The sequence below is a fragment of the Brevibacterium sp. CT2-23B genome (assembly GCF_013168765.1).
GTDB classification, from domain to species: Bacteria; Actinomycetota; Actinomycetes; order Actinomycetales; family Brevibacteriaceae; genus Brevibacterium; species Brevibacterium sediminis.
Map to the genome: position 1 here is coordinate 38,325 of NZ_JABBYK010000001.1, position 26,536 is coordinate 64,860.

Consider the following 26,536-nt stretch of genomic DNA (forward strand, 5'->3'; position numbering starts at 1 on the left):
CATGGGTGTTGACGACAAGTTCGAGAACAAGGCCGAAGACCTCGGCGGCCGTGCCAAGGAGACCGTCGGCGATGTGACCGGTGACGACCAGCTCAAGGCCGAAGGTGCCACCGATCAGCTCAAGGCCAAGGCCAAAGACGTCGGCGAGTCGGTCAAGGACCTCGGTGCCTCGGTCAAGGACAAATTCTCGAAGTGACCGACGAATCGGCCCTCACCGCTTCTGCGGTGGGGGTCTTTCGTGCCGGCAGGAGGATATTTCGTGGGTGAACGTGACGAACCGGGACTCCAAGCGGTGATCGAAGCCATGGCGACTCTGCGGCGACGCTGCCCCTGGTCGAGCCGACAAGATCATCAGAGCCTCGAGAAATACGCAAGGGAAGAGACCGATGAACTCATCGTCGCCCTCGAGGATTTCAACACAGAACCCACCGCTGAGAATCGGGCTGCCGTCGTCGACGAGCTCGGCGACGTGTTCTACCAAGTGCTCTTCCACTCCGCCCTGCTCGATGAAAGCAGCGGGCAGGACTACGGCCACAGCCTCGGCGCCATCATCGATGGCCTCGAAGCCAAACTCATCCGTCGTCACCCCCTGGCCTTCACCGACGATCCCGGAGATGAGATGGCATCGTTGGACGACGTCGAACGCGAGTACCGCCGGATCAAAGCGGAAGAGAAGGCCGCAGCGCGAGGAGAGGACGGAAGTCGATGAGTCTGGAGAGGCTCGAGATCGAAGGCACGTTCAACTTCCGTGACCTCGGAGGGCCCGCCGCCGAGGCGGGGGAGAGCCGAGTGCGATCCGGGAAGGTGTTCCGCGCCGACGGTCTGGCGCAGCTGAGCGATCGGGCGCGCGCCGATATCGGCGAACTCGGCATCGGCACCGTCATCGATCTGCGCGATATCGGCGAGAGGGCGAAACTGCCGGATGCGCTCGACGGCCTCGACATCCGACATATCGAGCTGCCCGTCTTCGACGACCACTTCTTCCCCAGCCGACCATTGAGCAGGGAAGAAATGAAAGCCGCCGCCGAGGCGACAGGAATGGATCTCAGCGACCGGAGCCTCGGCCGCATCTACGAGCTCATGATCACGCACTTCGGTCACCGGCTGGCCGCCGCCGTCGACCTGATCGCCGAACACTGCGCTGATGGTGTGGTGTTCCACTGCTCTGCCGGGAAGGATCGCACCGGCGTGATCGGAGCATTCCTGCTCGATCTCCTCGGTGTGGGACGGCAGGAGATCGTCGACGAATATGCGATCACCTCCACCCACCTGTCCGGGGGTTTCCTCGAGGCGATCACCAGGAACTTCTCCGATGCCGGGATCTCCGGCAACCTCGCCCAGACCGCCACCGCTGCTCCTCCCGAACTCATGCACGAGGTCCTCGATCGGATCGAGGCCGAGCACGGGACCGCCTCGGCGAAGGACGGGGGACAGCCAAGGGGAGTCGAAGCCTACCTGCTCGCGCACGGGATGGACCCGGCGACGCCCGAGCGACTGCGGCAATGGCTGCTCGAATCCGAGCCCAACCGGGGCCCGGACCGAGGGTGAGCCTGGACGCGCGGTGCATTAAGCTGTCCTCCAGGCACATGTTCCCCATGTGAAACCAAACGCTAAGGAGTACTCAGTGGCCGAGATCGTTGCCGCAAACGCCCGTGAAATCCTGGATTCCCGGGGAAATCCCACCGTCGAGGTGGAAGTGCTGTTGGCCGATGAGTCCGTCGGTCGTGCCGGCGTTCCCTCCGGTGCCTCCACCGGAGAATTCGAAGCCGTGGAGCTGCGCGACGGAGATCCCGAGCGCTACCTGGGCAAGGGCGTCACCCAGGCCGTCGACGCTGTCGTCGACGAGATCCACGAAGTCATCGTCGGACTCGAAAGCGACGACCAGCGTCTCGTCGACCAGGCGCTCATCGAACTCGACGGCACCGACAACAAGTCCCGCATCGGCGCGAACGCGATGCTCGGCACCTCGCTGGCCGTGGCCCGCGCGGCAGCGGTCTCGGCGGATCTGCCCCTCTACCGCTACCTCGGCGGACCGAATGCGCACGTCATGCCCGTGCCGATGATGAACATCCTCAACGGCGGATCCCATGCCGACTCGAACGTCGACATCCAGGAATTCATGATCGCCCCGATCGGCGCCGCCAGCTTCCACGAAGCGCTGCAGTGGAGCGTCGAGGTCTACCACGCGCTCAAGGGAGTGCTCAAGGAACGCGGACTCTCGACCGGACTCGGCGATGAGGGCGGATTCGCTCCGAACCTCGACTCGAACGCCGCGGCGCTCGACCTCATCATCGAGGCCATCGACATCGCCGGGCACCGTCCCGGACGCGATATCGCCGTCGCCCTCGACGTGGCGTCCTCGGAATTCTACGCCGAAGGTGCCTACGAGTTCGAAGGCAGCAAGAAGACCGCCGAGGAGATGGCCTCCTACTACGAAGAGCTGCTGGCGAAGTACCCGCTCGTGTCGATCGAGGACCCCCTCGATGAGAACGACTGGGACGGCTGGGCGACTCTGACGGAGACGATCGGCTCGAAGGTGCAGCTCGTCGGCGACGACCTGTTCGTGACCAACCCCGAGCGTCTACAGCGCGGTATCGACAACGCCACGGCGAACTCGCTGCTGGTCAAGGTCAACCAGATCGGTACCCTGACCGAGACCCTCGACGCTGTGTCTCTGGCGCAGACGAACGGCTACACCACGATGATCTCGCACCGTTCCGGCGAAACCGAGGACACGACCATCGCCGACTTGGCCGTGGCGACCAACGCCGGTCAGATCAAGGCTGGCGCCCCGGCACGATCGGAGCGCGTCGCGAAGTACAACCAGCTGCTGCGCATCGAAGAGCAGCTCGGAGATGCCGCACGCTACGCGGGCCGCAGCGCCTTCCCGCGCTTCGAAGCCTGAGGCGAGCAGGGCTCTGAACTCCCCGAGGCGGGGCCGGACGACTACAACGATCGCCCGGCCCCGCCTCGGTGTTTCCAGCTTCGGCCCACCCTCATCCGAGGCTTCTCGTCTCGAGTCTTCCCGCCTTCGGGTCCTCGTCCATCCGGGGCCGCACTTCTCACCGCGAAGTCTCCTCATCGCGACGATTCTCCGTTGCCGGGCCCGGCTCTTCGCGTCACCATCTGTCACCGGTGGTCTCATATCCGCCCATTGGCGGCTAAGTCTCGCGTTCCTCGCAGTTGGCACCATTGCACCACTCTGACGAGTCACTGCGGGTGAAGGATGGTCGAGCACCTGTAGGAGCTGCCGGCAACGGTGCGGGATGAAACTCTGCCAATCGCACCATGGGAGACGGTGTGCTCGACGAAATAGGGGTGAATGACAGCCGCGGTGCGGGATGCCTCGCCCTATGCAGCGATGTGCCGCCTGGTGCGGCGGTCCGCGGCGGTGCGCTGCGGTCCGCGATGCATCTGCGGCACAGATGCCCGCGGTGGGGATCAGGCGGTGGCGTTCTGCGTACGGCGGATGACGCGGAGGATGTCATAGAACTTCGCCTCTTCGAACAGTTCCTTCCAGCTGATCCGAATCACTTGCCACCCCAGGTCGCGCAGCCACTGCTCGCGACGGCGTTCCTGTTCGAGCTCCTCGCGGGGGACACCTGAGCCGAGATAGAGCTTGCCGATGCCGTCGATCTCGATGATGAGTCGAGCCCGGCGGTGACAGAAGTCGACGCGGATATCGCGCCGCAATGAATCGGCGTGAAATGTGGCTTGGGGCTCCAGCCCCGTGATCCCGTGCTCGTAGAATCGCACCGCGGCGACCGCCTCGGCGGGGGATTCGCGGCGAGAATCAGCCAGATCGATGGCCAGTCGCACTTTCGCGGAATTGCGCTTCTCCAAGCATTGAGCGAGTTTCGTGAGGATCTTCTCCCTGGTGGTCAGCTTTCGGTGCAGCGCATCATCGATCATCGGCACAGAGACGTCGAGGTTGTAGCTGCGGGCGACGTCGATGAGTGTGCGTTCGAGTGTGGTCACCTCGGCGCCGTTGATCGTTGCGCGGTGGTTCTGCGGGATGATGCCGCCGCGGACGTGGATAGTCTTGAATTTGCGGTTGGTGCCCCGCCGGACGACCTCGACCTGGTGGGTGACAGGGTGGGAGATGGGCAGATTGTGGATGAGGGCCGCGGAGATGTGCGAGAAGATCTCCGCCGGTGGGTTCGACTTCGCGTCGTCGGTTCTCCGATCGGCACGTTGTGCGAAGTGAGCCATCACCGAGGCGTTGAGATCGTTGATATCGTCGCGGATGTCTCCGTGCTCGATGAAGACCTGGTGGACCTGTTCGGCGATGCTCGCCCAGAGCGGGCGATGGAAGTCCAGTTCGCAGACGTGGCGGACGAGATATGTGCCCCGCGACAGCCGTCGGAGGCAACATCTGCGGGCGCGCCTGATGTCGCCATGGTTGAATCCGAGCCGAAGGATGTCATCGGTGCTCAATAGTTTATACATGCATCTAAAATGCAATAAACGAAACCAAACAGCAATGAGCGCTCTCTTGTCTGTGGATAACTCTGTGGATAGGGCATTGATCGGGCGGAGCTCTCGCAAGATGACTGGTCGCAGGTCAGGTGATCGACGGCGGCGATCTTCGGACATCCGTCACCCCGAGGCGCATAACGCACCGCAGGAGCGAGGTGGTTTGCTGCCAAGAGTGAGGGGTGCCGTCGTGGGTGTAGGAGTTGGGGCTGCGGGGAGGAGGAAGCAGTAGTGGTGTGAGATGCCTGCGGGAGGCGAGGCTGAGATGGCTCCTGGGGCGGGCACGGGCTGAGGTGAGAGATGCTCGCGGGGGAGGAGTGGGCGGGACCGGACGTGACGGAGGATACGTGAGAATCGAACACGCCACGAGCCCGAAATCCTCGCGCAGGGAATGCGGACACGGCACACTTGGAGATGTTGCGACACTCTTCCCCGATCCCCAGTCGCAGAGGAAAGAAGCATGGTCCCGAGCAAGCCCAGACGAAGTGCCCCGAAATCGGCTCCTGGCAAAGCCACCCCTCGTCGACGCCCGAAACCGGTCATCGAAGCCGATGCCGGCACGGATGCCGAGGCGCGTGGCCGCCGCATGTCGGTGCGCACGGGCATCTTCCTCCTCGTCGTCGCAGCCGTCCTCCTCGCGTTCCTCTCGCCCCTGAACTCCGCGCTCAAACAGGCCCAGCAGATCGCGGCCCTGAATAACGAGATCGAGACGACGAAAGCCGAGGTCAAGAGCCTCGAAGAGAAGAACGAGAACCTCAGAGACCCCGCCTACATCAAGCGCAAGGCCCGCGAAGACCAGTACTACGTGGAAAAGGGCAAGAACGCGGTCATCGTCACGAATCAAGAGGCCGTCGACGAGGAATCCGAGCCCGAACGGCCGGTTCGCAAGCAGGCCTGGTACCTTGAGTTGCTGGAGTCCATTCAGGAGACCGGCAACACCGTGGAGAAGAGCTGATGATCACAGAGTGCACCGAGGCGGATTTCGCTGTCCTCCAAGACCAACTCGGGCGCATTCCCCGAGGCGTCGTCGGCATCGCCGCCCGCAGCGCATCCGGTGAACCCCTCGTCGTCGCCACCGCTCCGCGCCTCGAGGACGGCACGCCGTTCCCGACGACCTTCTACCTCACCCATCCTGCCTACGTGTCCGAATGCTCGCGGCTGGAAGCCTCGGGAATCATGGCCGAATGGACTACGGAGATCGGCGAAGACGAAGAGCTCGCCGCCGCCTACGCCGCCGCACACCGGGCCTACCTCGACGTCCGCTCTGAGATCGGCTCCGCAGCGGGCCTGGCGGAAGTTGAAGAAATCAAGGATTACTCCGCAGGCGGAATGCCGAACCGGGTCAAATGCCTCCACGCCCTCGTCGGCCACTCGCTGTCCGCCGGGCTCGGCATCAACCCCATCGGCGACCGCGCACTGTCGTTCATGAACGATGTGCCTCCGCTGGCCGAGACCGTTGCCCCCACCGAATCCACCGACTAGGACCTGCCATGCGTGTTGCTGCCTTCGACTGCGGGACGAACTCCCTGCGCCTGCTCATCGCCGATGTCGCCGCCGACGGCACCCTCACCGACCTGCGCCGCGAAACCCGGATCGTCCGCCTCGGCCAAGGCGTCGACGCCACCGGCGAGTTCGCACCTGAGGCGCTCGAGCGCACCTTCGCCGTGGCGAAGGAATTCGCCGAGGTGGCCGCCGAGTACCAGCCGGAGAAGCTGAGGTTCGTCGCGACCTCGGCCAGCCGCGACGTGAAGAATCGCGATGAGTTCTTCGCCGGGATCTTCTCGATCCTCGGCGTCGTCCCCGACGTCATCGCCGGTGAAGAAGAGGCCCGGCTGTCCTTCCTCGGCGCCACTGCCGGCCTCACGGATGCTGACGGACCCTATGTCGTCATGGACCTCGGCGGCGGCTCGACCGAACTCGTCCTCGGCCGAGACGATGTCCAAGCGGCCGTGAGCATGGACATCGGATCGGTGCGTCTGACCGAACGGCACATGCCGGTCGAAACTCCCAGCCAGGACCAGATCCAGGCAACTCTGGCCGATATAGACGGCCAGCTCGACCAGGCCGCGCAGATCGTCGACTTCGCGGCCCCGCGCACTTTCATCGGAGTCGCCGGCACCGTCACCACCATCACCGCAGGCATCCTCGGACTCGAAAGCTACCAGCGAGAGCGCATCCACGGAGCACATATCAGCGTCGCCGACGTCGCTGACGAATCCCGAAAGCTTCTGGCCATGGACCGCCAGGCACGCACGGACCTGCCGTATATGCATCCCGGACGCGTCGACGTCATCGGCGCCGGATCGCTGCTCTTCGCCAGGATCGTCGCCCGCTTCGACCAAGCCGTGGCGGCCGCCGGAGGATCGCTGGATATTCGGATCTCCGAAACCGACATCCTCGACGGGACCGCGCTCGACCTCGCGCTGACGAGCTCGTGAGAGCCGCCGCGCGACTCCTCGCCGTCACGACCGTCGTCCTCGGACTCGTCGTCGGTACCACCCAACCCGTCATGGCCGCGCCGAAGGCCGGACCCGGCCAGTGGTTCATCAAAGACTACGGAATCGACAAGGTCTGGAAGAAATCCACGGGCAAGGGAGTCAAGGTCGCAGTGATCGACTCCGGCGTCAACACCGACCACGAAGACCTCAAGGGCGTCGTGAAGAAGTCCAAGGACTTCAGCGGACTGGGCAAGGACGGAAAGACCCCGCTGGGAGGGAAGACCACGATCCACCACGGCACCGCCGTGGCCGGAGTCATCGCCGGCCGAGGAGTCGGTGCCGGGCCGACCGGCGTCGCCCCGGACGCCGAGATCCTGTCGGCATCGATGTGGCTGGGCCCCGACCGCCCCAAGGAATCCGGATCGACTCGAGAACAGGCCGATGAAGCCATCCGATGGGCTGTCGACTCCGGAGCGAAGGTCATCAACATGTCCTTGGGATGGGACGATCCGGGCTGGCCGGAGAGCTGGGACGAATCCTTCGCCTACGCGTACAAAAAGGACGTGCTCGTCGTCGCCTGCGTCGGCAACGCCTCACAGGGAGCGACCCAGGCATGGTCGCCGTCGACGGTTCCGGGCGTCATCGGGGTGGGCGGACTCGACCAGAACGGGAAGGTCCTCGACGACTCCACCGCACCCGGCACCGCCGTCGACCTCATGGGTCCGGCCAAGGACATTCCGATTCCGTACTACAGCGGCGGCTACGCCGAAGGCCAGGGATGCTCCTTCGCCTCACCCGTCGTGTCCGGTGTGGCAGCGCTCATCCGCTCCGAGAACCCCGACCTCAGCGCCGACGAGGTGCGAGCCATACTGCAGTCGAGTGCCAAACCGGTGGACGGTCACAAGGGCGTGAGCAAGAAGGGCAAGCCCGACCCGATCGTCGGCTGGGGGCGCGTCGACCCGCAGAGCGCCATCAAGGCGAAAGCGCCCAAGAACGTCTCCTCCGCCGAGGATGAGCTGGCGGATTGGGTGAAGATGCATCGTCGCGGGGATGCGAAGTCAGAAGAGACCGAAACCGCGGCACCGGATGAGACCGAGAGCCCGAAGGCTCTCGCGCCGACCGATATCGTCGCCACGCAGTCGACACCGACACTCGGCTTCGCCGTCCTCGGGGCCGGAGCCCTGATCGCCGTGGTCCTCATGATCATCTCGATCGTCTCCTTCGCCCGCCGTCGCCGCTGAAGTCAGGTGCAGAAACTGCTCTGATCTGGGGCGTTCGAGTCCGTGGGACAAACAATTAGTGAAAGTTTTCACAAGGGTCTAGCATGGGAATATGGCACTCATCAGAAACTCAAAACTGCGTCCACGAATCCTCGTTGTCGGTGGCGGCTCGGTCGGCCTGCTCGCCGCTCAGAATCTGCTGAAGAACCTCGGTCGGGGCGAAGCCACCGTCACCGTGGTCGATCCCAACCCGTACATGACCTACCTGCCGTTCCTCCCCGAGGTGGCAGCCGGGTCGATCGAGCCTCGTCACGCTGTGGTGCCGCTGCGCCGCAACCTGCCGGGTGCCGAGGTCATCACCGCGAAGGTCACCTCGATCAACCACGCCGAGAAGTTCGCCACCATCGAACCCGAGAACGATGAAGCATTCGAACTCGACTACGACCACATCATCCTCGCCTCCGGTTCGGTTGCCCGTGCGCTGCCGATCCCGGGCCTGAAGGAGAATGCGATCGCGCTCAAGCGCATCGAGGAAGCCGTCGCCCTGCGCGACCACCTCCTCTCCCGCCTCGCCGACGCCGCACTCATGGAGGACGACGAGGAGCGTCGCAAGGCTCTGACCTTCGTCTTCGTCGGCGGCGGATTCGCCGGCATCGAGCTGCTGACCGAACTCGAGGACATGGTCCGCTCGGCCATCGCCCAGTACGAGACGCTGACCGAAGCCGATGTCCGCTTCGTCCTCGTCGAGGCCCTCGGCCGCGTCATGCCCGAGGTCGGCGAAGCTCAGGCCCGTTGGGTCGTCGAGCACATGCGCGAACGCGGAATCGACGTCTACCTCGAGACCTTCCTCCAGGACTGCACCGACAAGCACGTCAAGCTTTCGAACGGCGAAGAGTTCGACGCCGACACTATTGTGTGGTCCGCCGGTGTCAAGGCCAACCCGATGCTCATCGACTCCGACCTGCCGATCAACGAACGCGGCAACGTCACCGTACGCGCCGACCTGCGGGTCGAGGGCGATGACGGTGTCGTCGAGGGCGCTTGGGCTGCCGGCGACAACGCCGCGGTTCCCGACCTGTCCGGCGGCGGAGTGGCAGGCTTCTGCGTGCCCAACGCTCAGCATGCTGTGCGTCAGGCTCCGGTGCTGGCTGCCAACGTGCTCGCCGCACTGCGCGGAGAGACCGAGTTCAAGCAGTACTTCCACAAGACCATCGGTACGGTCGCAGGCCTGGGCCTGTACAAGGGTGTTTCGCAGATGGGTGACTTCGAAGCCCGCGGACTCCTCGCCTGGCTCATGCACCGCGCCTACCACGGCTACGCGATCCCGACCATGGACCGCAAGGTCAGGGTCTTCGGCAACTGGTTCGTCAGCGCCGTCCTCGGCCGCGACGCCATGCCGCTGGCAGACCTCGATGTTCCGCGCAAGAACTTCGTCGAGGCCGCCAACTCGAAGCCGGCTCCGAAGAAGGAACCTGCCAAGGCCTGACTTGAGGCAGCCGGTGCCATCCGGCGACAAGCCCTGATGAGACGACTGACGCCGGGGATGCAGATGCATCCCCGGCGTCAGTCATATCTGCAGGCCCTGCTGCGAGTGCGTCCTGCTCAGTTCGCCACGGTGAAGCGGGCGTCGATGTGCGCAGGCTCGGCGATCTCATCGACCATGGCTACGGCGAAGTCCTCGGCCGAGATCGAGTCGCCCGCGGGCACCTCGAGCTCGACATTGTAGGAACCGGTGCGCTCACCCGGAGCGATCTCCGGGGCGGGGGAGATGAGCGTCCACGGGGACGGGTTCGCGGCACGAAGAAGCTCGAGGGCCTTCGTGCCGGTCTCTGCCTCAGCCTTGTACGCGGGAGGAAAGCCCTCGGTGTCCTTGAGCATCGTGTCCCCGGCGAACAGGGAACCGGCACCGCCGACGACGAACAGTCGCGTATCGCCGCTGGCCTTCGCCAGGGCCGACAGAGCTTCGAGCCATTCCTGGTGGTCCCCGCCCGTGCGGCTGGGTCCGGTGGTGGAGACGATGACATCGTGATCGGCGGCCATGCGTGCTCCGAGCTCCGCATCGGCCATGTCGCCGGCGACTGAGCGGGTCGCTCCGGCCACCTCGGTGCCGGAGCGGGTGATGGCGGTGACCTCGATCCCGCGAGAGGCCGCCTCGGCGACGACGCGAGAGCCGATCATTCCCGATGCTCCAAAGAGTGCGATCTTCATAAGAGTCCCTTCGTTCTTCGTGCGGCGCGACTGCGGTGCACGGTGGATGTCGTAGTCTGACTCTCCTAAGGTATCTTTTGGATATCGAGTACCTCAAGGATACTATTGGGCTATGAGTATGAAAGTTCGCTGGGAAGGCGATGCCTTCGACCCTGAATGTCCGACCCGAGTGGTTCTCGATCGCGTCGGAGACAAGTGGACGGTGCTTATCGTCGACATTCTTGATTCCGGTCAGAAGCGTTTCAACGAGATCCGGCTGGCCATCGGCGGGATCACCCCGAAGGTGCTGACCTCGACCCTGCGATCGCTTGTCGCCGATGGCCTCATCGAGCGCGAGGTCTTCGGCGAGGTGCCACCGCGGGTGGAATACTCGCTCACCGATCTCGGGCGATCGCTGCAGGATCCTGTGGCCGCGCTTCGGAAGTGGGCGGAGGCCAACGTCGCGGAGATCGTCGAGAACCGGGACCGCCATGACGAGGCACATGCGTCCGCGGGATTGCGAGCGTTCCGGTGACCGGAGCCTAACGGTCAACCGGCGGCTGGTGCGGGCGTTTCGGCAGAGACGATGGGTCGCATGTCGACCAGTCGAGTGTGGCGGATGCTGTCACACTCGTACTGCGGAGGAGCAGCAATAGGGATCAGCCGCGGGAGAGCTGTCCGAGCACGGTGACGAAATCACGCAGCTCTCCGGCGACGCGATAGACCCGAGGTGAACCGGAGTAGACCCAGTTGTTCGTGATGATCGAGGCGCTGCCGCCGTTCGTCGCCTGTTTGAACTCGGCGACGTTGAGCGTCGCAAGATGATCCTCGACGAGGCGGCTGCGCAGGTCCGAACCCATCTGCACCCAATGATCGGCTGCCTCGAAGCCGATCTCCGTCCAGTCGCCTCCAGCTTCACGGAAGGCGACCGGGCGACCCAGCGGAGGGAAATCGGCTGCGGTGGAGTCGTCTGTCGCGGTGGGGGAGGCCGCCTCGGTGGCGGTGATGATAACGGCGGGACCGTGCTGGCTGCGGGCGAGATCATCGTCGACGGAGGCGATCGGCAACGGTGCCTGACCTGGGCTGAGAAGAAGGAACGGCATAGGACGATCATGCCGCACTCGACGCGATTCGGCGATCTCGGTCGGTACTCGACGACGACGAAGAATGGTCCCCCCAGTGGGACTCGAACCCACACTGAATCGATTTTAAGTCGACTGCCTCTGCCGATTGGGCTATAGGGGGAATGCTCAGAACACACTTTATCGGCAAAGCCCGGCCACCGCGATCTGAGACATTCCGCGGACGATCCGGGCACACGGCTAACCTGGAACGATGACGACGAACGGACCCACCCGGCAGGCCTGGGTGATCCTCGTCGTCGGCGTCCTCACGCAGATGGCGGCGACCATCGCGATCGCCGGACCCGCCTTCCTCATCCCCTATATGCACTCCGACCTCGGGTTCACACTCACCCAGGCCGGCACCGTCGCGGCCGCACCGAGCTTCGGACTCATCCTCACCCTCATCGCCTGGGGCGCATTCGCCGACCGATTCGGCGAACGTCTGGCGATGACATTGGGCATCGGACTGACGGCTGCCTTCTCGGCCGCCGCCGTGCTCGTCGTCGACTCGCCGATCTGGATGGTCATTGTCATCGCCGCCTCCGGTGCCGCGGCCGCCTCGGTCAACTCTGCATCCGGCCGCGTCGTCATGGGCTGGTTCCCCCGCCACCGCCGAGGACTGGCCATGGGCATTCGCCAGATGTCCCAACCACTGGGCACGAGCGTGGCCGCTGTGACCATCCCACCGATCGCCGCGGCCGGCGGATTCCCCGCCTACCTCTGGTTCGTCGCCGCCGTGACCGGCGTCCTCGCCCTCATCTGCTTCGCCCTCATCCGCAACCCACCGGACCCGACCCCCACCCGCGCCGAGGTGGCCGACCCCGACCGCGACACCCTACCGGAGGCGGAACGACACGGACAGAACGAACCGGGCACCGCCTCGGCGGGGGAGGGGAAGCCCAGCGCCGCCTCGACGATCAATCCCTACCGCAGCGACTCCTTCCTGTGGCGCATCCACGCGGTCTCCGCGCTCCTCGTCGTCCCGCAGTTCGCGTTCTCCACCTACGGACTCGTCTGGCTCATCGTCGTCCAAGGGATCGGCGCGGGCGCCGCCGGAGCGATCGTCGCGATCGCGCAGATCGTCGGAGCAGTCGGCCGCATGGTCGTCGGCGCGCTCTCCGATCGCACGGGATCCCGCGTCGGCCTCATGCGCATCGTCGCCGTCGCAGCCGTGATCGTCGTCGTGGCCATCGCCATCCTGTCGTTGACGGAGCTGCCCGCCGTCGCCGCAGTCGTCTTCATCCTCGCCTCAGCCGTCTCCGTGGCCGACAACGGACTGGCCTTCGCCTCGGTCGCCGAAGCCGCCGGACCGCGCTGGTCGGGCAAAGCGCTGGGAGCCCAGAACACGGGACAGTTCGTCATGTCGGCCCTGCTCGGCCCCGGATTCGGTGCCCTGGTGACGGCATTCGGCTACCCGCTGTCCTTCGGACTCATCGCCATCGCCCCACTGTTGAGCGTCGGAATCATCCCGCGACGCGACGTCGATCGCATAACCTGATATTCATCTCGGCACATTATCGTGCACGAGGCACACCCCGGTGTCGACAGCGAAAGGGAAGGATCTCGTGAACAATCTGTTCCAAGAGAATCTGCGGGAGTACATCGACAAACTCCGCCTCGAAGGGTACACCGTCGAGGACAGTCAGACCACGGATCCGCACCTCATCGACCCCATGGGCCGGGCCGTCGAAACGTGGCGGGAAGGATACCCGTACGACGAACAGATGGACCGGGAAGAGTACGAACTCGAGAAGTACAGACTGCAGGTCGAACTGCTGAAATTCCAGTACTGGGGTCAGGACACGGGCGCCAAACACGTCATCGTCTTCGAAGGTCGTGACGCTGCCGGCAAGGGCGGAACGATCAAACGCTTCACCGAACACCTCAACCCGCGTGCCGCCCGCGTCGTCGCACTCAACAAACCCTCCGACCGCGAAGCCGGACAGTGGTACTTCCAGCGCTACATCTCCCACCTGCCCACGAGCGGGGAGATCGTCATGTTCGACCGCTCCTGGTACAACCGGGGCAACGTCGAGAGGGTCATGGGATTCTGCACCGACGACGAATACGAGACCTTCATGGAACAGGCTCCGGTGTTCGAGAAGATGCTCATCGACTCCGGAGTCCACGTCACGAAGTTCTGGTTCTCCGTGACCCAGAGAGAGCAGCGGACCCGGTTTGCGATCCGTCAGATCGACCCGGTGCGGCGGTGGAAGCTCTCACCGATGGATCTCGAGTCCCTCGATCGCTGGGACGACTACACGGAGGCGAAGGAAGAGACGTTCCGCCGCACGGACACCGACCACGCTCCGTGGATCACGATCAAGAGCAATGACAAGAAACGCGCCCGCCTCAACGCGATGCGCTACTTCCTCAACCAGTTCGACTATGAGGACAAAGACCCCTCGGTCGTCTACGAAGCCGACCCGCTTCTGGTCCGCCGCGGCCGCGACGCCGTCGACGACTAGCCCGCAGTCGTCCACCGTCACCGAGGCGGGGGATCGGAGATCGCTGGTCTCATACGCGGATGATTTCGGACAGAAATTCGGCCGGGTGGAAGGGGAAAGACCACCCGGCCGGAACCGTGGAGCGGGACTCGAACCCGCTGTGCAATGACGCGCCGCTGTGCCGCCGGAGGCCGATGCTCCGGACTGCGGCGAAGAAACCGAATCAGATCTCTGCAGCGGCGTCCTTCCGTGCCTTGCGCAGCGCCCGGCGCTTCTTGTGCCCGGTGAAGCTGAGCAGGAAGAGGATGATCGCCAGGAGCACGAAGAGCCCGCCGCCGGCGATGCCCGCATCGACCCAGAACTGAGGCGGGAAGAGGCGGATGAGCGAATCATCGGCGTAGAACTCCCAGGTCCCATCGGCGAAGAACACCTTGTGGAACCCGCGGAAGAAGCTGTCCCAGCCGAGGACGGCGACAACGGCGACAGCGGCCATGAAGATGATGCTGAAGATCGACCCCAGACGCACGCCTGCATGGATGCCCGATCCGTTCTTGCGGCACATGTAGATGCCGAACAGCACAGATCCGATGATGCCGACGAGAGCCACGAGGTAGAGCAGCGAGATCAGACCCTTGACGTCAGCCATATGGCTGAGCTCGTCGGAGATGAAGATCGGCTCTCCGTTGGGCATGACGATATCGGCGAGGTAGCGCCGGGAATCGAAGTTGTGCAGGTAGTCGATGACATAGGTCCCGTAGTGCTCACGGTCGGCGGCACTGAAGCCGAACCGATCGGCCGGGAAGCCGGGCCGGAAGTACTCGAACTTGAGGAAGATCCCCGAGGCGACGAAGCGCACTGCCAGAGCCAACAGGACGAAGGGGGTGGCGAGCATGATCCAGATCGTGCCGATGACATCGAGCACGGACCGACGTCGTTCGGGCACCTCGGGATCGCGGGCATCGGTCGACGTCGCCGCCTTCGACACGGCGGCCCAATCGGCTTCGCTCATCACCGCGGTGCGCGCATTCTGCGGCACCTCGCGTGTGGCCCCGGTATCGGTCGAGGATGATGCCCCGGCTGTCGATGCAACGGCGGCCGAATCCGTGCCGGCGGACTTCTGCGCGGCGGTGTGATCGGCGGTACGCGTGCTCGCGGGCTGAGAGGCCGGATTCGTCGAGTGGGCGGGAGTCACCCTCACCGGGCCCGTCGAGGGCTTCGCATCCGCGGAATGCTTGGGGGCATCCTCGGCGATGGGATCCGTGATCGGATCGAACGCCTCGGTGTCGGTCGAGGGATCATTGGCCGCCTCCAGAGGGGCCTGCGACTGCTTATCGGCAGCACTGGCAGACCCTGAACTCATCCGCCTGCTCAGGAGGTCTTCGGTCTCGTTCTTCTCGTCTCTGGACACATCCCCATTGTCAGTGACCACAGGGTCCTAGCCCGGGAGGACACGCCACGGCGGCCGATTTCGCGGAGTCAGCCGAGGAGGGCGGCGATGATGACGAGAGCCGGAACGGAGAGCACGGTGGTGATGAAGACGGCATCGCGCATGAGCGCCTCGGATTGTCGGTACTGCATCGAGTAGATGTAGACGTTCTGCGCGGTCGGCAGCGCGGAGGTGACGACGATGGCGAAGAGGTCGACCCCGTCGTAGCCGAGCAGAGGGCCGCCGATGGCCCAGGCGATGACCGGCTGAGCGATGAGTTTGGCGCCGGTGATGTAGCTCAGCTGTGCGCGGCTGCCCTTCACGGGGATTCCCCACCCGTCCTTAAGCGAGATGCCGAACGCCAACAGGGCACCCGGGACCGCGGTGGCGCCGATCATGTCGATGGGCTCGAAGACGAAGCGCGGCAGCTCGAAGCCCGTCGCCGAGGCGGCCACACCGGCTGCAGCACCGAGGACGATGGGGTTCTTGAGCACTTGGAGGATCGCGGAGTACCAGTGCGAATCATGTTGCTTCTTGCCCGCACCGTCGAGCACGGCCATGCCGATGGGGGCGAGGACGAGCAGCTGGAAGAGCAGGACCGGGGCGACATAGCCGATGTCGCGGAGGACATAGGCGGCGATCGGGATGCCGAGATTGCCGATGTTGACGTAGCTGGTCGCCCACGCGGAGAACATCGCCTCCCCGGTGCTGCGCTTTCTGATCCACTTAGTGAGGACGAAGAGAGCGGCACCGACGATGAGCGCCGAGCCGCCGGTGGCGAAGAGCGCGGTGTTGAAGATCAGCCCGAGGTCGGTCTCGGAGACTGTGACATAGAGCAGCGTCGGGGTGCCGGCGTAGAAGACGAGCTTCGCGATGACCTGCTGACCGTGCGGACCGAGAACGCCGGAGCGGCCGAGGACGAACCCGACCAGAATGACTCCGGCGATGACGGCGAAACCTTCGAATACGGCCAGCATGGGCTGCTCGGCTCCTCGCTTCCTGCGTCTGGGAGTGCCGCGGTCAGTCTGGTGCGGCTGGTGTCAGTCCCGTAGAGCGGGTATCAGTTCGGGACGGTCGAGATCGTCGCCGGGCGGAATCCGCGGCGGGGTGCGGAGGTCGGGCCTCCTCGGCGGTGGGGTCAGTCCGCCTCGGCGATATCGGAGACGACATAGGAGGCTGCGGCGCTGACCGCACTGACGGCGAACACGGCCGGCCATGCGCCGATCTTCTTCGCCAGGGGATGGGAGGCACCGAACCCGCCGAGGTAGGCCAAGCTCAGTCCGGTGGCGGCGGGCCAGCCCTTCTTCACATACCAGGAGCGGGCGGCGTAGGCACCCGCTGCGGCGAGGACGACTCCGCCGAGGGGGCGGATCCCGGTCTCGCGGGCGGTGAGGAAGCCGCCGATGAGGCCGACGGCGACGAGTGGGGCGGTGGAGACTTCGCGTGCATCCTTCATACGCACCAGTTTAGGCGTGCAGTTCAGCGGACCGGACGGCGGTCTCATAACGCGGCATGCGCAGCAGGTGTGCGCGATGTCGGGCGGGAGCAGGTGGGATGCCGATCAGGAGGTCTGGGAAGTTGAGCGGCTGGAGAGCCTCAGAGCAGGCTGATCTTGATGACCGAGGCGATGCTCAGCACCGAAATGAGGCACACCGAGGTGGTGAGGAAGATGACCGCCCACGGCGACGGCCGACCGCGTTCGGCCCGAATCGAGACCGAACCTAGCCGGTAGCGTCTGACCTGCATGGCGATGGCGACGATGGCCATGCCCATGCACACGACGAAGAGCGCCACCGACCAGCCTTGGAAGACGTGGATGAAGCGCATGAAGATGAGGCTGACGACCGTCATCGTCAGACTCGTGCGCAGCCAGGATTGGACGGTGCGTTCCGGCTGCAGAGCCGGATCGTCATGCGGCTGCGGTCGCGGTGAGCGGGTCGGCATCACAGTAGGCCGGCGAACACCAGGACGAGGAGACCGGCTCCCAGCGCCGAGGCGAGGCTGACGATGGGGATGATGAGCGGCAGCGGCAGCGAGGTCTTGCGACGCATCGCCGATTCGATGCGATGCCAGCGGACGGCGGCACCGGCGGCGAGGATGAAGCCGATGACCATGAGCACGATCGACAGGGTCGCCCGCAGACCGGTGCCGAAGATCTCCGAGGTGAAGGCCTCGACGGCGATTCCGCCGCCGATGAACGCCAACGCGGTGCGGATCCAGGACAGGAAGGTCCGCTCGTTGGCCAGGGTGAAGCGAGGATCGGGGTCGACTCCGTCGGGGAAGACCCGTCGGGCGATGCGGCTGCGGGAGTCCTGCGACGAATTGTTCTCACTCACCCTTCGAGGATAACCGTAGACGGCGCAGAGATGGTGTGGAAGCCTATGCTCATGAGCGACGACGAGACGATGAAGTCCTTCCTGCAGCAGTCCCTGTGCCGGGGTCGGACGAACCTGCGATGGAAGCTGTCCGGACTCGATGAGAGGTCCCTGAGGTGGCCGCGCACCCCGACCGGATTCAACCTCCTCGGCGCACTCAAACACATGGCACAGGTCGAGATCGTCTACTTCGGCGACACTTTCGGCCGAACCTGGCCGAACCGGGAAGAGGTCGTCAGCGACGCGGACATCGACCTCGATCCGCAGGCCGACTGGTGCGCGACCGAGTCCGAGACGACCGCGTATCTGCTCGACTTCTACTCTCGCGTCTCAGACTTCGCCGACGAGACCATCGACTCGCTCAGCCTGGATTCGCCGGGACGGGTGCCGCATTGGCCCACGGGCCGCGACGAGACCACCTTGGGACAGATCATGGTTCACGTCCTCGTCGACCTCACCCGGCATGTGGGCCAGATCGACATTGTCCGGGAAGGCATCGACGGCGCCGCCGGACTCTCCGAGGCAGCTCCGAACCTGCCGGAGGACTTCGACCACGACACGTATCTCGAACGTCTGCGAACCATCGCCGACCGTTTCTGAGGCGCGGCGGGACGGGGCCGACCGTCGCGAGGGATGGTGACCGATGACACGACAGCGCCGTTGTCACCTATCATGACTGTGGACATGCTGAGACCGCTGCGCCGCCGAAATGCGGGAGAACCCGATGGAGGATCCCCGACCGCTCGGTGAGTCTGTGCGCGGCCGAAGATGAAAGCGAAAAACTCCATGAGTGAGCAGTCGAACGGTTCCGGCCCCGGCTACGGGGGCGACGCAGAGACCGTTTCCGGAATCGAAGAGGCCTCCGGCCCGGCCAAATGGAAGGTCATCGGTCCCGGCCTCGTCGTCGCGGCCACCGGCGTCGGTGCCGCGGATATGGTGGCGACCCTGGTGGCCGGCAGCCAGTTCGGCTACGGACTGCTGTGGGCAGTGATCGTCGGCGTCATCCTCAAGATCGTCCTCGTCGAAGGAGCCGGCAGGTTCAGCCTCGCGACCGGGAAGACGATCTTCGAGGGGTGGCGATCGCTCGGCCGCTGGACTACGTGGTACTTCGGGCCGTACATCATCATCTGGGGCTTCGTCTACGGAGCCACGGCGATGAGCTCGGCGGCACTGCCGCTGGCCGCGCTCTTCCCCGGCCTCAACCTCACTGTGTGGTCGGTGCTCATGGGCCTGGCCGGCTTCGTCATGGTGTGGTTCGGTCGCTACGGCGTGTTCGAGAAGATCACCGCCGTTCTCGTCGGGATCATGTTCATCACCGTCGTGGGGCTGGCGATCATCGCCGCGCCGAACATTCCCGATATGCTCACCGGGCTGATCCCCATCATCCCCGAGGGCGGAGTGATCTACACGCTCGCGCTCGCCGGAGGAGTCGGCGGCACCATCACCCTGGCCGCCTACGGCTACTGGCTGCGCGAGAAGGGCTGGCACACTCCGAAGTGGATGCGGGTGATGCGCATCGACAACTCGATGGCGTACGTGATGACCGGCATCTTCGTCATCGCTATGCTCATCGTCGGTGCCGAAGTCGTCCGTGCCGCGGGAGTCTCGATCTCTGCCGAGGACAAGGGACTGCTCGACCTCGCCGACGTCCTCAAAGCCCGTTACGGCGAGGTCGTGGGCATAGGCTTCCTCGTCGGATTCTGGGCCGCTTCCTTCTCCTCGATCATCGGAGTCTGGAACGGAGTGTCCCTGATGTTCGCCGACTTCTGGGGCCATATGCGCAAGAAGCCGGGCGGACATCCCGACACCCTGACCGGCGGCAAGTACTTCAAGTTCTATGTGCTGTGGCTGACGTTCCCGCCGATGCTGCTGTTCATCCTCGGCAAACCGATCGGACTCATCCTCGCCTACGGCGTCCTCGGCTCGCTGTTCATGCCGTTCCTCGCAGTCACTCTGCTCGGCCTCCTCAACGGCAAGAAGATCCCCAAGGAATGGGCCAACAAGCTGCACACGAACATCGCTCTGGCGATCACAGCACTGCTGTTCATCATCCTCGGCATCCAGCAGCTCTACTCGGCGCTCGCCCCACTCTGGGGCGGCGGGCAGTAACCCGCCTGGGCGGGGCCGAGTCTGGGCATTGCCGCTAAGCTGGGAGACGCAATGGCAGAAGAGAACCCGACCCCGTCGACCACCCCAGCGAACACGAATCCAGGACGGCCGCCTCGGCGCGGGAAGAACGGACGTGGGCGTTCGCAGCAGCGACGCAGAACCACGGCAGTGCACCATCAGCAGCGCCGAGCCCGGCTCAAGGACGCCCGCGCTGCCCATCCGGTCACCGTCACCTACCCCGAGGATCTGCCGGTCACCGCGGCGAAGGACGAGATCGCCGAGGCGATCCGGGACAACCAGGTCGTCATCATCGCCGGCGAGACGGGATCGGGAAAGACCACCCAGCTGCCGAAGATCTGCCTCGACCTCGGCCTCGGGGTCGACGGACTCATCGGCCACACCCAGCCTCGGCGCATCGCCGCCCGGACTGTGGCCGAGCGCATCGCCGACGAACTCGACGAGGAGCTCGGCAGCACCATCGGTTACCAGGTGCGGTTCACCGCGCAGGTCGCCGATTCCACTCGGGTGAAGGTGATGACCGACGGCATTCTGCTGTCCGAGCTCTCGCGCGACAAACTGCTGCGCGACTACGAAGTCATCATCATCGACGAGGCACACGAACGCAGCCTCAACATCGACTTCCTCCTCGGCTATCTCAAGGAAGTGCTCGACCGACGTCCCGACCTCAAAGTCATCATCACCTCGGCGACGATCGACCCCGAATCGTTCTCCGCTCACTTCGATGACGCTCCGATCATCTCCGTCGAAGGCCGCACCTTCCCCGTCGAGGTGCGGTACCGGCCTCTCGGGGACGATCCTGCCGATGACGATGTCGACGGGCCCGGCGAATCCGGGAACTACGAAACCGGAGTCGAGGAGCAGACCGACGGAATCATCGCCGCCGTCGACGAACTCGCGGCCGAGGCACCCGGTGACATCCTCGTCTTCCTCTCCGGCGAACGGGAGATCCGCGACACCGCCGACGCCTTGAGTGACCACCTGCGCAGACGTCCGCGGATGAGCAACTGGGAGGTCGTGCCGCTGTTCGCCCGACTCTCGGCGGGGGAGCAGCAGAAGGTATTCCAACCCCATTCACGACCTCGCATCGTCCTGGCCACGAACGTCGCCGAGACCTCGCTGACGGTGCCCGGAATCAAATACGTCATCGACGTCGGCACCGCCCGCATCTCCCGCTACTCCAACCGCACCCGGGTGCAGCGACTGCCGATCGAGCGTATCTCCCAAGCCAGTGCGAACCAGCGCAAAGGCCGCTCCGGGCGCACCAGTGACGGCATCTGCATCCGCCTGTACTCGGAAGACGACTTCGACTCGCGTCCCGAATTCACCGATCCGGAGATCCTGCGCACGAACCTCGCCAGCGTCATCCTGCAGATGGCCTCACTGGGATTCGCCGCAAGCGATCAGGAGATCCTCGACTTCCCATTCCTCACCCCGCCAGAGGCCAGGGCCGTCCGTGACGGACGGACGATGCTCACCGAACTCGGGGCGCTGACCAGCGACTCGGCAGGGAAGATCCACGTCACCGAGATCGGTCGGAAACTCACAGTGCTGCCGATCGACCCCCGCCTGGCCCGAATGGTCATCGCGGGGGCGGAGGCCGGCTGCGGGGGAGAGGTCACCGTAATCGTCGCCGCGCTGTCCATCCAGGACCCGCGGGAACGTCCGGCGGAGGTCCGAGCCTCCGCCGATGAGAAGCACGCCCGATTCACCCACCGAGGCAGTGACTTCCTGTCCTACCTCAACCTGTGGAACTACCTGCAGAGTCTGCAGGCGGACATGGGATCCTCGAAGTTCCGGCGCCGCTGCAAGGACGAGTTCCTCAACTTCGTGCGCATCCGCGAATGGCAGGACCTCGTCGGTCAGCTGCGCTCTCTGCTCGGCTCGGCCGGCTTTCGCATCGAGAAATCCGTCTGGCAGCCGGGCGACGATGCCGACACGGCCGGATCCGCTCTTGATGGCGACGGGGGCAAGATGAATGCTGCCGAGCCCGGTGACTGCTCCGACCGTGGTCAAGGCGGTTGCAGCGGTCGTGGTCGTGAGGGGCAGAATGCTCCTGGCGGTCAGGGCACCCGTGGCGGTCGGGGCGAAGGAAGCGCTCAGGGCGGACGAGGTGCGAACGGCAAGATCGGATTCGCCGAGCTCAGCGCCGCCAAACGCAGCGCGAAGAAGCAGGGCGCGACCGGTCCGGCCGGGGACACCGGGAAGCAGGTGGCGGCTGCCAAACTCGACCCGCATGCCGCCGCCATCCACCGGTCCCTGCTCACCGGTCTGCTGACGATGATCGGCTCACGGTCGGAGCGGCACAAGGACTATCAGGGAGCTCGCGGCACCCGATTCGCGATCTTCCCCGGATCCGGACTCTTCAAGGTCAACCCCGACTTCGTCATGGCCGCCGAACTCGTCGAGACCTCCCGCCTGTGGGCCCGCACCGTCGCCGCGATCGACCCGGACTGGGTCGTCGAAGCAGCCGGTGGCCTGGTCACCCGCCAACATTCGGATCCGCACTGGTCGACGAAGGCCGGCGCATCGATGGTGTACGAGAAGATCTCCCTCTACGGGGTCACTCTGGTCAGCGACCGCCGCGTCGGCTACGGCACCATCGACGCCGAGGCCGCCCGGGACGCGTTCATCCGCAAGGGTCTCATCGAAGGCGACTGGCACGAACGCTTCGGCTTCCTCGAACACAACGCGGCCGTCATCGACGAGGCCGAGGAACTGGCTTCGCGGACACGGAACCGTCGCGTGCTCGACCAGGACGATGCCCTCTACGAATTCTTCGACGAACGGATTCCGGAGGGGATCACCTCGGCGGCGGATTTCCGGGGGTGGTGGTATAAGCAGAAGCGACGGGACGCGCACCTGCTCGACCTCACCACCTCGGTGCTGCTCAGCGACGACAGTGAGGAGCTGACCGCCTCGGTGGCCTCGGATTTCCCGATGGAATGGGAACTGGCCGATGGCACGCGGGCGAAGCTGCGCTACTCCTTCGACCCCGGCAGCACCGAGGACGGGGTGACCGTGGAGATCCCCGCCGAGGCGGTGCCCGCGGTCGACGCGGACGAATTCAGCTGGCAGGTCCCCGGCCTGCGCGAAGAACTCGTCGCCGCCTATATCCGGTCATTGCCGAAGAGCAAACGCCGCTACTTCGTTCCCGCTCCCGACGTCGCCCGCGAGATTCTGCCGGCGCTCACCCCATACCAGGGAAGCCTGCCGGAGGTGCTCGCCGCGTACTTGAGTGAACGCGCCGGTGGGGGAGGGCTGAACGACCTCGTGCCGATCACGGTCACCGCCGACGATTTCGACCGATCGCGGATCCCCGCCCATCTGCGGCTGACCTTTCGGGTCGTCGATGGGAAGAAGACCGTCGGTCTCGGCGAGGATCTGTCTGCTCTGAGAACGAAAGCCACACCCCAGGTGCGCAAGGCCCGCCAGAAGCAGAGCGCGTTCACCCCGAAGACCGGCCTGACGGACTGGTCGTTCGGTGAGCTGGCCGATCCCGATCAGGCCGCAGTCGGTGTCGTTCCGGGGCTCGCGGACCGTGCGAGCTCGGTCGACCTCGTCGCCTTCGACACAGCAGCGCAGGCACGCTTGGCCACGCGAGAAGCGATCATCACCCTGCTGGGCCAGCACACGTCTGACGCACTGAAGTACCTGCAGGACGGGCTGACCACTCAGGAGAAGCTCATCCTCGCCGGTCACCAGAAGACCGCAGACGAGCTCCTGGTCGGACTGATTCGAGTCGGGATCCGCGGCCTCGTCGCCGACCGGTTGGGGCCGGCCGAGACGTCATGGGTGGCCACCGCCGATGAGTTCGCGCAGCTGCGCAAGGACGTCGACGCCGAGCTGCCGCTGACCTGTTCATCGCTGCTGCCGCATCTGATGAAGGCGCTGCAGACGGCGACCGAGCTCGACAAACTCGTGTCGAAGGCATCCTCGTTGGCGATCCTGTCCAACCTCGCCGATGTGCAGGCGTGGCGAGCCTCCCGGACGACCGCAGCCGCCATTGCGGCGATGACTCCGCAGATGCTTCGCGAGCTGCCCCGCTGGGTGCAGGCCGAAGTGGTGCGCATCGGCGGAATGCAGGACTCACCGATCCGTGACAAGCAGCTCATGGATCGAGTCACCGGCTGCAGCAGCGATGTGGTCAAGAAGATCGGCAATCGATTCCCGGCGCTGGCGAAGGCCGAGTGGCCGCAGCTGATCGTGTCGCTGCCTGCCGAGTGGGTCGAGGTCGTTGTGATGCTCGAAGAGCTGCGGGTGTCGCTGTTCGCGAATTCGCTGGGCACGGCACATCCGGTGTCGGAGAAGCGCATCGCGAAGGCTCTCGCCCAGCTCTGACCCGAGCATCCCTCACCGGCAGCGGCACAACACCTCGTTGCAGAGGGGCGTTGTGTCACGAAGTGTGAGTGACGCGCGAGTACCTGTAGGAAGCGCCACCAGCGGGAGGTGTTGCCGCCAAACGTAGGAATTGCGAGGACCTGTGTGGGGCAGCGGCCGTCTCGGCAGCGGGTGAGGGTCAGACGTCGGCGAAGAAGCCGCTGCAGAGCCACCACAACGGCAGAGCTCCGGCGGCAAGAAGGGTGGCGACACTCCACCAGATGCGCCACTTCCACGTGCGACGGCGAGTGCCGATGAAGAGGAACGCGAGATAGAAGATGAGGCAGAAGGCCCCGGACAGGCTGAGCAGCACCATCCCGGCCGCCTCGGTGCCGGAGGTGCCGAGATCGAAGAGGTACTTCGTCGTCTGCGCAATCTGCCAGGAGAACCAGATCGCCGCGCACAGCAGCGGTACTCCCAGGACTCCCGCGACGATGAGCGGCAAGGCTTTGAGCCAGCGTTCCTTCGGCTCCGAACGGCCGGCGTATTCGACGAATTCCTCAGACATCGTCCCCCAGCATATGGGCCGATTCCGACAGGACGCTGGATGCAACGCCCACGGGCCTCCTCGCGCATACGGTTCCGGCCGCCGGACGCCCGGCACAAGCTGGCCCCACACTGTGACTGAGCGGACACGCCGGATGGGCGCGAAGAACGATAGGATATTGCGGTGACTTCTGGCCAGTATTCCGTCAAGGACATCCGACACGAGGCGTCCCGCCGCCGCACGTTCGCTGTCATCTCCCACCCCGACGCGGGCAAATCGACGACCACCGAGGCGCTCGCCCTCCACGCCCGCGCCATCGGCCAGGCCGGAGCCACCCACGGCAAGGCCGGTCGCCGCGCCACCGTCTCCGACTGGATGCAGATGGAGCAGGATCGCGGAATCTCGATCTCCTCCGCCGCCCTGCAGTTCGAGTACCGCGACGCCGTGTTCAACCTCGTCGACACCCCCGGCCACGCCGACTTCTCCGAGGACACCTACCGTGTGCTCTCCGCCGTCGACTGTGCAGTCATGCTCATCGATGCCGCCAAAGGCCTCGAGGCGCAGACGATGAAGCTCTTCGAAGTCTGTGCCCATCGCAATATTCCGATCATCACGGTCGTCAACAAGTGGGACCGTCCCGGCCTCGACGCGCTCGAACTCATGGACGAGGTTCAGCAGCGCACCGGCCTCCTGCCCACCCCGATCACCTGGCCAGTCGGGCAGTCCGGAGACTTCCGCGGAGTCCTCGACCGCATCAGCGGTGAGTACACGAAATACACCCGCACCGACGGAGGCGCCACGATCGCCGGTGAGGACACCTACACGTCCGAGGCGGCCGCCGACCTCGAAGGCGATGCGTGGACGACCGCTGTCGATGAGTCCGATCTGCTGGAGATGGAAGACCAGAACCACGACCAGGAGACCTTCCTCGCCGGCAAGTCGACCCCGGTGATGTTCGCCTCGGCCGTGCTCAACTTCGGCATCCACAAACTCCTCGACCTGCTCGTCGACCTCGCCCCACCCGCCGAGGCCCGCCTGGACAAGGACGACCAGCCCCGCCCCGTCGACGATCCCTTCTCCGGATTCGTCTTCAAGGTGCAGGCCGGAATGGACTCCCACCACCGCGACCGACTCGCCTACATCCGAGTCTGCTCGGGAGTCTTCGAACGCGGAACCGTGCTCACCCACGCCAGCACCGGCAAACCCTTCGCCACGAAATACGCTCAGCAGGTCTTCGGTCGCGACCGCGATGTCGTCGACGAAGCGTTCCCGGGAGATGTCGTCGGATTGGTCAACGCCTCCGCTCTGCGCGTCGGTGATTCCCTCTACCTCGACAAGAAGGTCGAGTTCCCCGGCATCCCGACGTTCTCACCCGAACACTTCATGGTCATCCGTGCCAAGGACTCCTCGAAGTACAAGCAGTTCCGCCGCGGCATCGAACAGCTCGACCACGAAGGCGTCATCCAGGTGCTGCGTTCGGACCTGCGCGGTGATCAGGCACCCGTGCTCGGCGCCGTCGGACCCATGCAGTTCGAAGTCGCCGAAGACCGGATGACCAACGAATTCAACGCTCCCTGCACCCTGGAGCGCCTCAACTTCTCCCTCGCCCGACGCACCACTCCCGAATGCGTGCCGACCCTGGCCCGGGAACGCTCGGTCGAGGTCCTCCACCGCTCCGACGGAGAGCTGCTGGCGCTGTTCTCCGACCGGTGGCGGCTGCAGGGCGTGCAGAAGAACCACCCCGACCTGGTCCTCGAACCTCTGGTCGTCAGCTGAGACGAGCGCTGCCGCGATCGGATGCCGGTGTCCGGCATTTTGACGCGGAGATTATTATGGATAGTTGGGGCCG

25 protein-coding genes and 1 tRNA gene are annotated in these 26,536 nt (G+C 65.0%); 16 read left to right on the top strand and 10 right to left on the bottom strand.

The genetic code is table 11. The features are described from left to right. The first annotated feature begins 1 nt into the window (after window position 1). From HIM68_RS00175 to eno, 4 genes are all read left to right on the top strand, one after another. Window positions 2-196 (top strand): CsbD family protein, encoded by a 195-nt coding sequence (locus HIM68_RS00175; RefSeq protein ID WP_139469666.1) that lies wholly within the window; start codon window positions 2-4, stop codon window positions 194-196. 63 nt (window positions 197-259) lie between these two features. After that, a complete protein-coding gene (locus HIM68_RS00180; protein ID WP_367647394.1) occupies window positions 260-709 on the top strand; it encodes a MazG nucleotide pyrophosphohydrolase domain-containing protein in 450 nt (149 codons plus the stop codon). Next, a complete protein-coding gene (locus tag HIM68_RS00185) occupies window positions 706-1,548 on the top strand; it encodes a tyrosine-protein phosphatase (protein WP_172168641.1) in 843 nt (280 codons plus the stop codon). The genes HIM68_RS00180 and HIM68_RS00185 overlap by 4 nt, the downstream gene beginning before the upstream one ends. 76 nt (window positions 1,549-1,624) lie before the next feature. After that, the gene (gene eno, locus HIM68_RS00190; RefSeq protein ID WP_172168643.1) at window positions 1,625-2,905 is read left to right on the top strand and encodes a phosphopyruvate hydratase; all 1,281 of its coding nucleotides are present in this window, start codon (window positions 1,625-1,627) and stop codon (window positions 2,903-2,905) included. 536 nt (window positions 2,906-3,441) lie between these two features. Here the strand turns inward: eno and HIM68_RS00195 are convergent. Further along, entirely contained in the window at window positions 3,442-4,449 is a 1,008-nt protein-coding gene (locus tag HIM68_RS00195) for a DUF559 domain-containing protein (RefSeq protein ID WP_172168645.1), read from the bottom strand. Window positions 4,450-4,936: 487 nt separating this feature from the next. Between HIM68_RS00195 and HIM68_RS00200 the strand changes: the two genes are divergently transcribed. The 5 genes from HIM68_RS00200 to HIM68_RS00220 all read left to right on the top strand — a co-directional run bounded on the left by HIM68_RS00200 (window position 4,937) and on the right by HIM68_RS00220 (window position 9,620). After that, on the top strand, window positions 4,937-5,431 hold the full coding sequence (locus HIM68_RS00200; RefSeq protein ID WP_172168647.1) for a septum formation initiator family protein: 495 nt from the start codon (window positions 4,937-4,939) through the stop codon (window positions 5,429-5,431). After that, entirely contained in the window at window positions 5,431-5,958 is a 528-nt protein-coding gene (locus HIM68_RS00205; RefSeq protein WP_172168649.1) for a DUF501 domain-containing protein, read from the top strand. Before HIM68_RS00200 ends, HIM68_RS00205 begins: the two co-directional genes overlap by 1 nt. Before the next feature lie 8 nt (window positions 5,959-5,966). Continuing rightward, the gene (locus HIM68_RS00210) at window positions 5,967-6,914 is read left to right on the top strand and encodes a Ppx/GppA phosphatase family protein (protein ID WP_172168651.1); all 948 of its coding nucleotides are present in this window, start codon (window positions 5,967-5,969) and stop codon (window positions 6,912-6,914) included. After that, window positions 6,911-8,155 carry a S8 family serine peptidase gene (locus HIM68_RS00215; RefSeq protein WP_367647395.1) on the top strand — a complete coding sequence of 415 codons (1,245 nt, stop codon included), beginning with the start codon at window positions 6,911-6,913 and terminating at the stop codon, window positions 8,153-8,155. Before HIM68_RS00210 ends, HIM68_RS00215 begins: the two co-directional genes overlap by 4 nt. A gap of 91 nt (window positions 8,156-8,246) precedes the next feature. Continuing rightward, window positions 8,247-9,620, top strand: a complete 1,374-nt coding sequence (locus HIM68_RS00220) for an NAD(P)/FAD-dependent oxidoreductase (RefSeq protein ID WP_139469659.1) — start codon at window positions 8,247-8,249, stop codon at window positions 9,618-9,620. A 116-nt stretch (window positions 9,621-9,736) separates the two neighbouring features. Here the strand turns inward: HIM68_RS00220 and HIM68_RS00225 are convergent, their stop codons facing one another. Continuing rightward, a complete protein-coding gene (locus tag HIM68_RS00225; RefSeq protein WP_139469658.1) occupies window positions 9,737-10,342 on the bottom strand; it encodes an NAD(P)-dependent oxidoreductase in 606 nt (201 codons plus the stop codon). A 118-nt stretch (window positions 10,343-10,460) separates the two neighbouring features. Here HIM68_RS00225 and HIM68_RS00230 point away from each other — a divergent pair, with 118 nt between their 5' ends. Beyond that, window positions 10,461-10,856: a helix-turn-helix domain-containing protein gene (locus tag HIM68_RS00230; protein ID WP_216656752.1), complete on the top strand. Its 396-nt coding sequence runs from the start codon at window positions 10,461-10,463 to the stop codon at window positions 10,854-10,856. 124 nt (window positions 10,857-10,980) lie between these two features. On the opposite strand, the gene HIM68_RS00235 is transcribed toward HIM68_RS00230, so the two are convergent. Both HIM68_RS00235 and HIM68_RS00240 read right to left on the bottom strand, forming a co-directional pair. Beyond that, window positions 10,981-11,424, bottom strand: a complete 444-nt coding sequence (locus HIM68_RS00235) for a hypothetical protein (RefSeq protein WP_139469657.1) — start codon at window positions 11,422-11,424, stop codon at window positions 10,981-10,983. A 65-nt stretch (window positions 11,425-11,489) separates the two neighbouring features. Beyond that, window positions 11,490-11,566, bottom strand: a tRNA-Leu gene (locus HIM68_RS00240). Window positions 11,567-11,656: 90 nt separating this feature from the next. On the opposite strand from HIM68_RS00240, the gene HIM68_RS00245 reads away from it, so the two are divergent. Continuing rightward, window positions 11,657-12,943 (top strand): MFS transporter, encoded by a 1,287-nt coding sequence (locus HIM68_RS00245; RefSeq protein ID WP_172168655.1) that lies wholly within the window; start codon window positions 11,657-11,659, stop codon window positions 12,941-12,943. Window positions 12,944-13,010: 67 nt separating this feature from the next. Continuing rightward, a complete protein-coding gene (ppk2, locus tag HIM68_RS00250; RefSeq protein WP_139469655.1) occupies window positions 13,011-13,913 on the top strand; it encodes a polyphosphate kinase 2 in 903 nt (300 codons plus the stop codon). Between the two features lie 202 nt (window positions 13,914-14,115). On the opposite strand, the gene HIM68_RS00255 is transcribed toward ppk2, so the two are convergent. From HIM68_RS00255 to HIM68_RS00275, 5 genes are all read right to left on the bottom strand, one after another. Continuing rightward, window positions 14,116-15,300, bottom strand: coding sequence for a TIGR01906 family membrane protein (locus HIM68_RS00255; protein WP_367647396.1), 1,185 nt, complete (start codon window positions 15,298-15,300; stop codon window positions 14,116-14,118). Window positions 15,301-15,368: 68 nt separating this feature from the next. Next, a complete protein-coding gene (locus HIM68_RS00260) occupies window positions 15,369-16,295 on the bottom strand; it encodes an AEC family transporter (protein WP_172168657.1) in 927 nt (308 codons plus the stop codon). Window positions 16,296-16,456: 161 nt separating this feature from the next. After that, a complete protein-coding gene (locus tag HIM68_RS00265) occupies window positions 16,457-16,774 on the bottom strand; it encodes a hypothetical protein (protein WP_229663872.1) in 318 nt (105 codons plus the stop codon). A gap of 140 nt (window positions 16,775-16,914) precedes the next feature. Continuing rightward, window positions 16,915-17,262, bottom strand: a complete 348-nt coding sequence (locus HIM68_RS00270; RefSeq protein ID WP_139907387.1) for a DUF202 domain-containing protein — start codon at window positions 17,260-17,262, stop codon at window positions 16,915-16,917. After that, window positions 17,262-17,654 (bottom strand): YidH family protein, encoded by a 393-nt coding sequence (locus tag HIM68_RS00275; RefSeq protein ID WP_139469651.1) that lies wholly within the window; start codon window positions 17,652-17,654, stop codon window positions 17,262-17,264. The genes HIM68_RS00270 and HIM68_RS00275 overlap by 1 nt, the downstream gene beginning before the upstream one ends. Before the next feature lie 51 nt (window positions 17,655-17,705). Between HIM68_RS00275 and HIM68_RS00280 the strand changes: the two genes are divergently transcribed. The 3 genes from HIM68_RS00280 to hrpA all read left to right on the top strand — a co-directional run bounded on the left by HIM68_RS00280 (window position 17,706) and on the right by hrpA (window position 24,161). Next, a complete protein-coding gene (locus HIM68_RS00280) occupies window positions 17,706-18,293 on the top strand; it encodes a DinB family protein (RefSeq protein WP_172168660.1) in 588 nt (195 codons plus the stop codon). Between the two features lie 186 nt (window positions 18,294-18,479). Beyond that, a complete protein-coding gene (locus HIM68_RS00285; RefSeq protein ID WP_216656706.1) occupies window positions 18,480-19,802 on the top strand; it encodes an Nramp family divalent metal transporter in 1,323 nt (440 codons plus the stop codon). Window positions 19,803-19,853: 51 nt separating this feature from the next. After that, a complete protein-coding gene (hrpA, locus tag HIM68_RS00290) occupies window positions 19,854-24,161 on the top strand; it encodes an ATP-dependent RNA helicase HrpA (protein ID WP_172168663.1) in 4,308 nt (1,435 codons plus the stop codon). Between the two features lie 178 nt (window positions 24,162-24,339). On the opposite strand, the gene HIM68_RS00295 is transcribed toward hrpA, so the two are convergent. After that, entirely contained in the window at window positions 24,340-24,708 is a 369-nt protein-coding gene (locus tag HIM68_RS00295; RefSeq protein WP_139907390.1) for a hypothetical protein, read from the bottom strand. A 162-nt stretch (window positions 24,709-24,870) separates the two neighbouring features. Here HIM68_RS00295 and HIM68_RS00300 point away from each other — a divergent pair, with 162 nt between their 5' ends. Next, the gene (locus HIM68_RS00300; protein ID WP_101545124.1) at window positions 24,871-26,463 is read left to right on the top strand and encodes a peptide chain release factor 3; all 1,593 of its coding nucleotides are present in this window, start codon (window positions 24,871-24,873) and stop codon (window positions 26,461-26,463) included. Window positions 26,464-26,536: the final 73 nt, after the last annotated feature.

Coding starts and splice junctions, on each gene's coding strand:
- HIM68_RS00245 (WP_172168655.1), top strand. CDS start 11,657: ATGACGACGAACGGACCCACCCGGCAGGCCTGGGTGATCCTCGTCGTC.
- HIM68_RS00200 (WP_172168647.1), top strand. CDS start 4,937: ATGGTCCCGAGCAAGCCCAGACGAAGTGCCCCGAAATCGGCTCCTGGC.
- HIM68_RS00295 (WP_139907390.1), bottom strand. CDS start 24,708: ATGTCTGAGGAATTCGTCGAATACGCCGGCCGTTCGGAGCCGAAGGAA.
- HIM68_RS00280 (WP_172168660.1), top strand. CDS start 17,706: ATGAGCGACGACGAGACGATGAAGTCCTTCCTGCAGCAGTCCCTGTGC.
- HIM68_RS00270 (WP_139907387.1), bottom strand. CDS start 17,262: ATGCCGACCCGCTCACCGCGACCGCAGCCGCATGACGATCCGGCTCTG.
- hrpA (WP_172168663.1), top strand. CDS start 19,854: ATGGCAGAAGAGAACCCGACCCCGTCGACCACCCCAGCGAACACGAAT.
- HIM68_RS00225 (WP_139469658.1), bottom strand. CDS start 10,342: ATGAAGATCGCACTCTTTGGAGCATCGGGAATGATCGGCTCTCGCGTC.
- HIM68_RS00185 (WP_172168641.1), top strand. CDS start 706: ATGAGTCTGGAGAGGCTCGAGATCGAAGGCACGTTCAACTTCCGTGAC.
- HIM68_RS00210 (WP_172168651.1), top strand. CDS start 5,967: ATGCGTGTTGCTGCCTTCGACTGCGGGACGAACTCCCTGCGCCTGCTC.
- HIM68_RS00175 (WP_139469666.1), top strand. CDS start 2: ATGGGTGTTGACGACAAGTTCGAGAACAAGGCCGAAGACCTCGGCGGC.
- HIM68_RS00205 (WP_172168649.1), top strand. CDS start 5,431: ATGATCACAGAGTGCACCGAGGCGGATTTCGCTGTCCTCCAAGACCAA.
- HIM68_RS00260 (WP_172168657.1), bottom strand. CDS start 16,295: ATGCTGGCCGTATTCGAAGGTTTCGCCGTCATCGCCGGAGTCATTCTG.
- HIM68_RS00285 (WP_216656706.1), top strand. CDS start 18,480: ATGAGTGAGCAGTCGAACGGTTCCGGCCCCGGCTACGGGGGCGACGCA.
- HIM68_RS00195 (WP_172168645.1), bottom strand. CDS start 4,449: ATGTATAAACTATTGAGCACCGATGACATCCTTCGGCTCGGATTCAAC.
- HIM68_RS00235 (WP_139469657.1), bottom strand. CDS start 11,424: ATGCCGTTCCTTCTTCTCAGCCCAGGTCAGGCACCGTTGCCGATCGCC.
- HIM68_RS00230 (WP_216656752.1), top strand. CDS start 10,461: ATGAAAGTTCGCTGGGAAGGCGATGCCTTCGACCCTGAATGTCCGACC.
- HIM68_RS00220 (WP_139469659.1), top strand. CDS start 8,247: ATGGCACTCATCAGAAACTCAAAACTGCGTCCACGAATCCTCGTTGTC.
- HIM68_RS00265 (WP_229663872.1), bottom strand. CDS start 16,774: ATGAAGGATGCACGCGAAGTCTCCACCGCCCCACTCGTCGCCGTCGGC.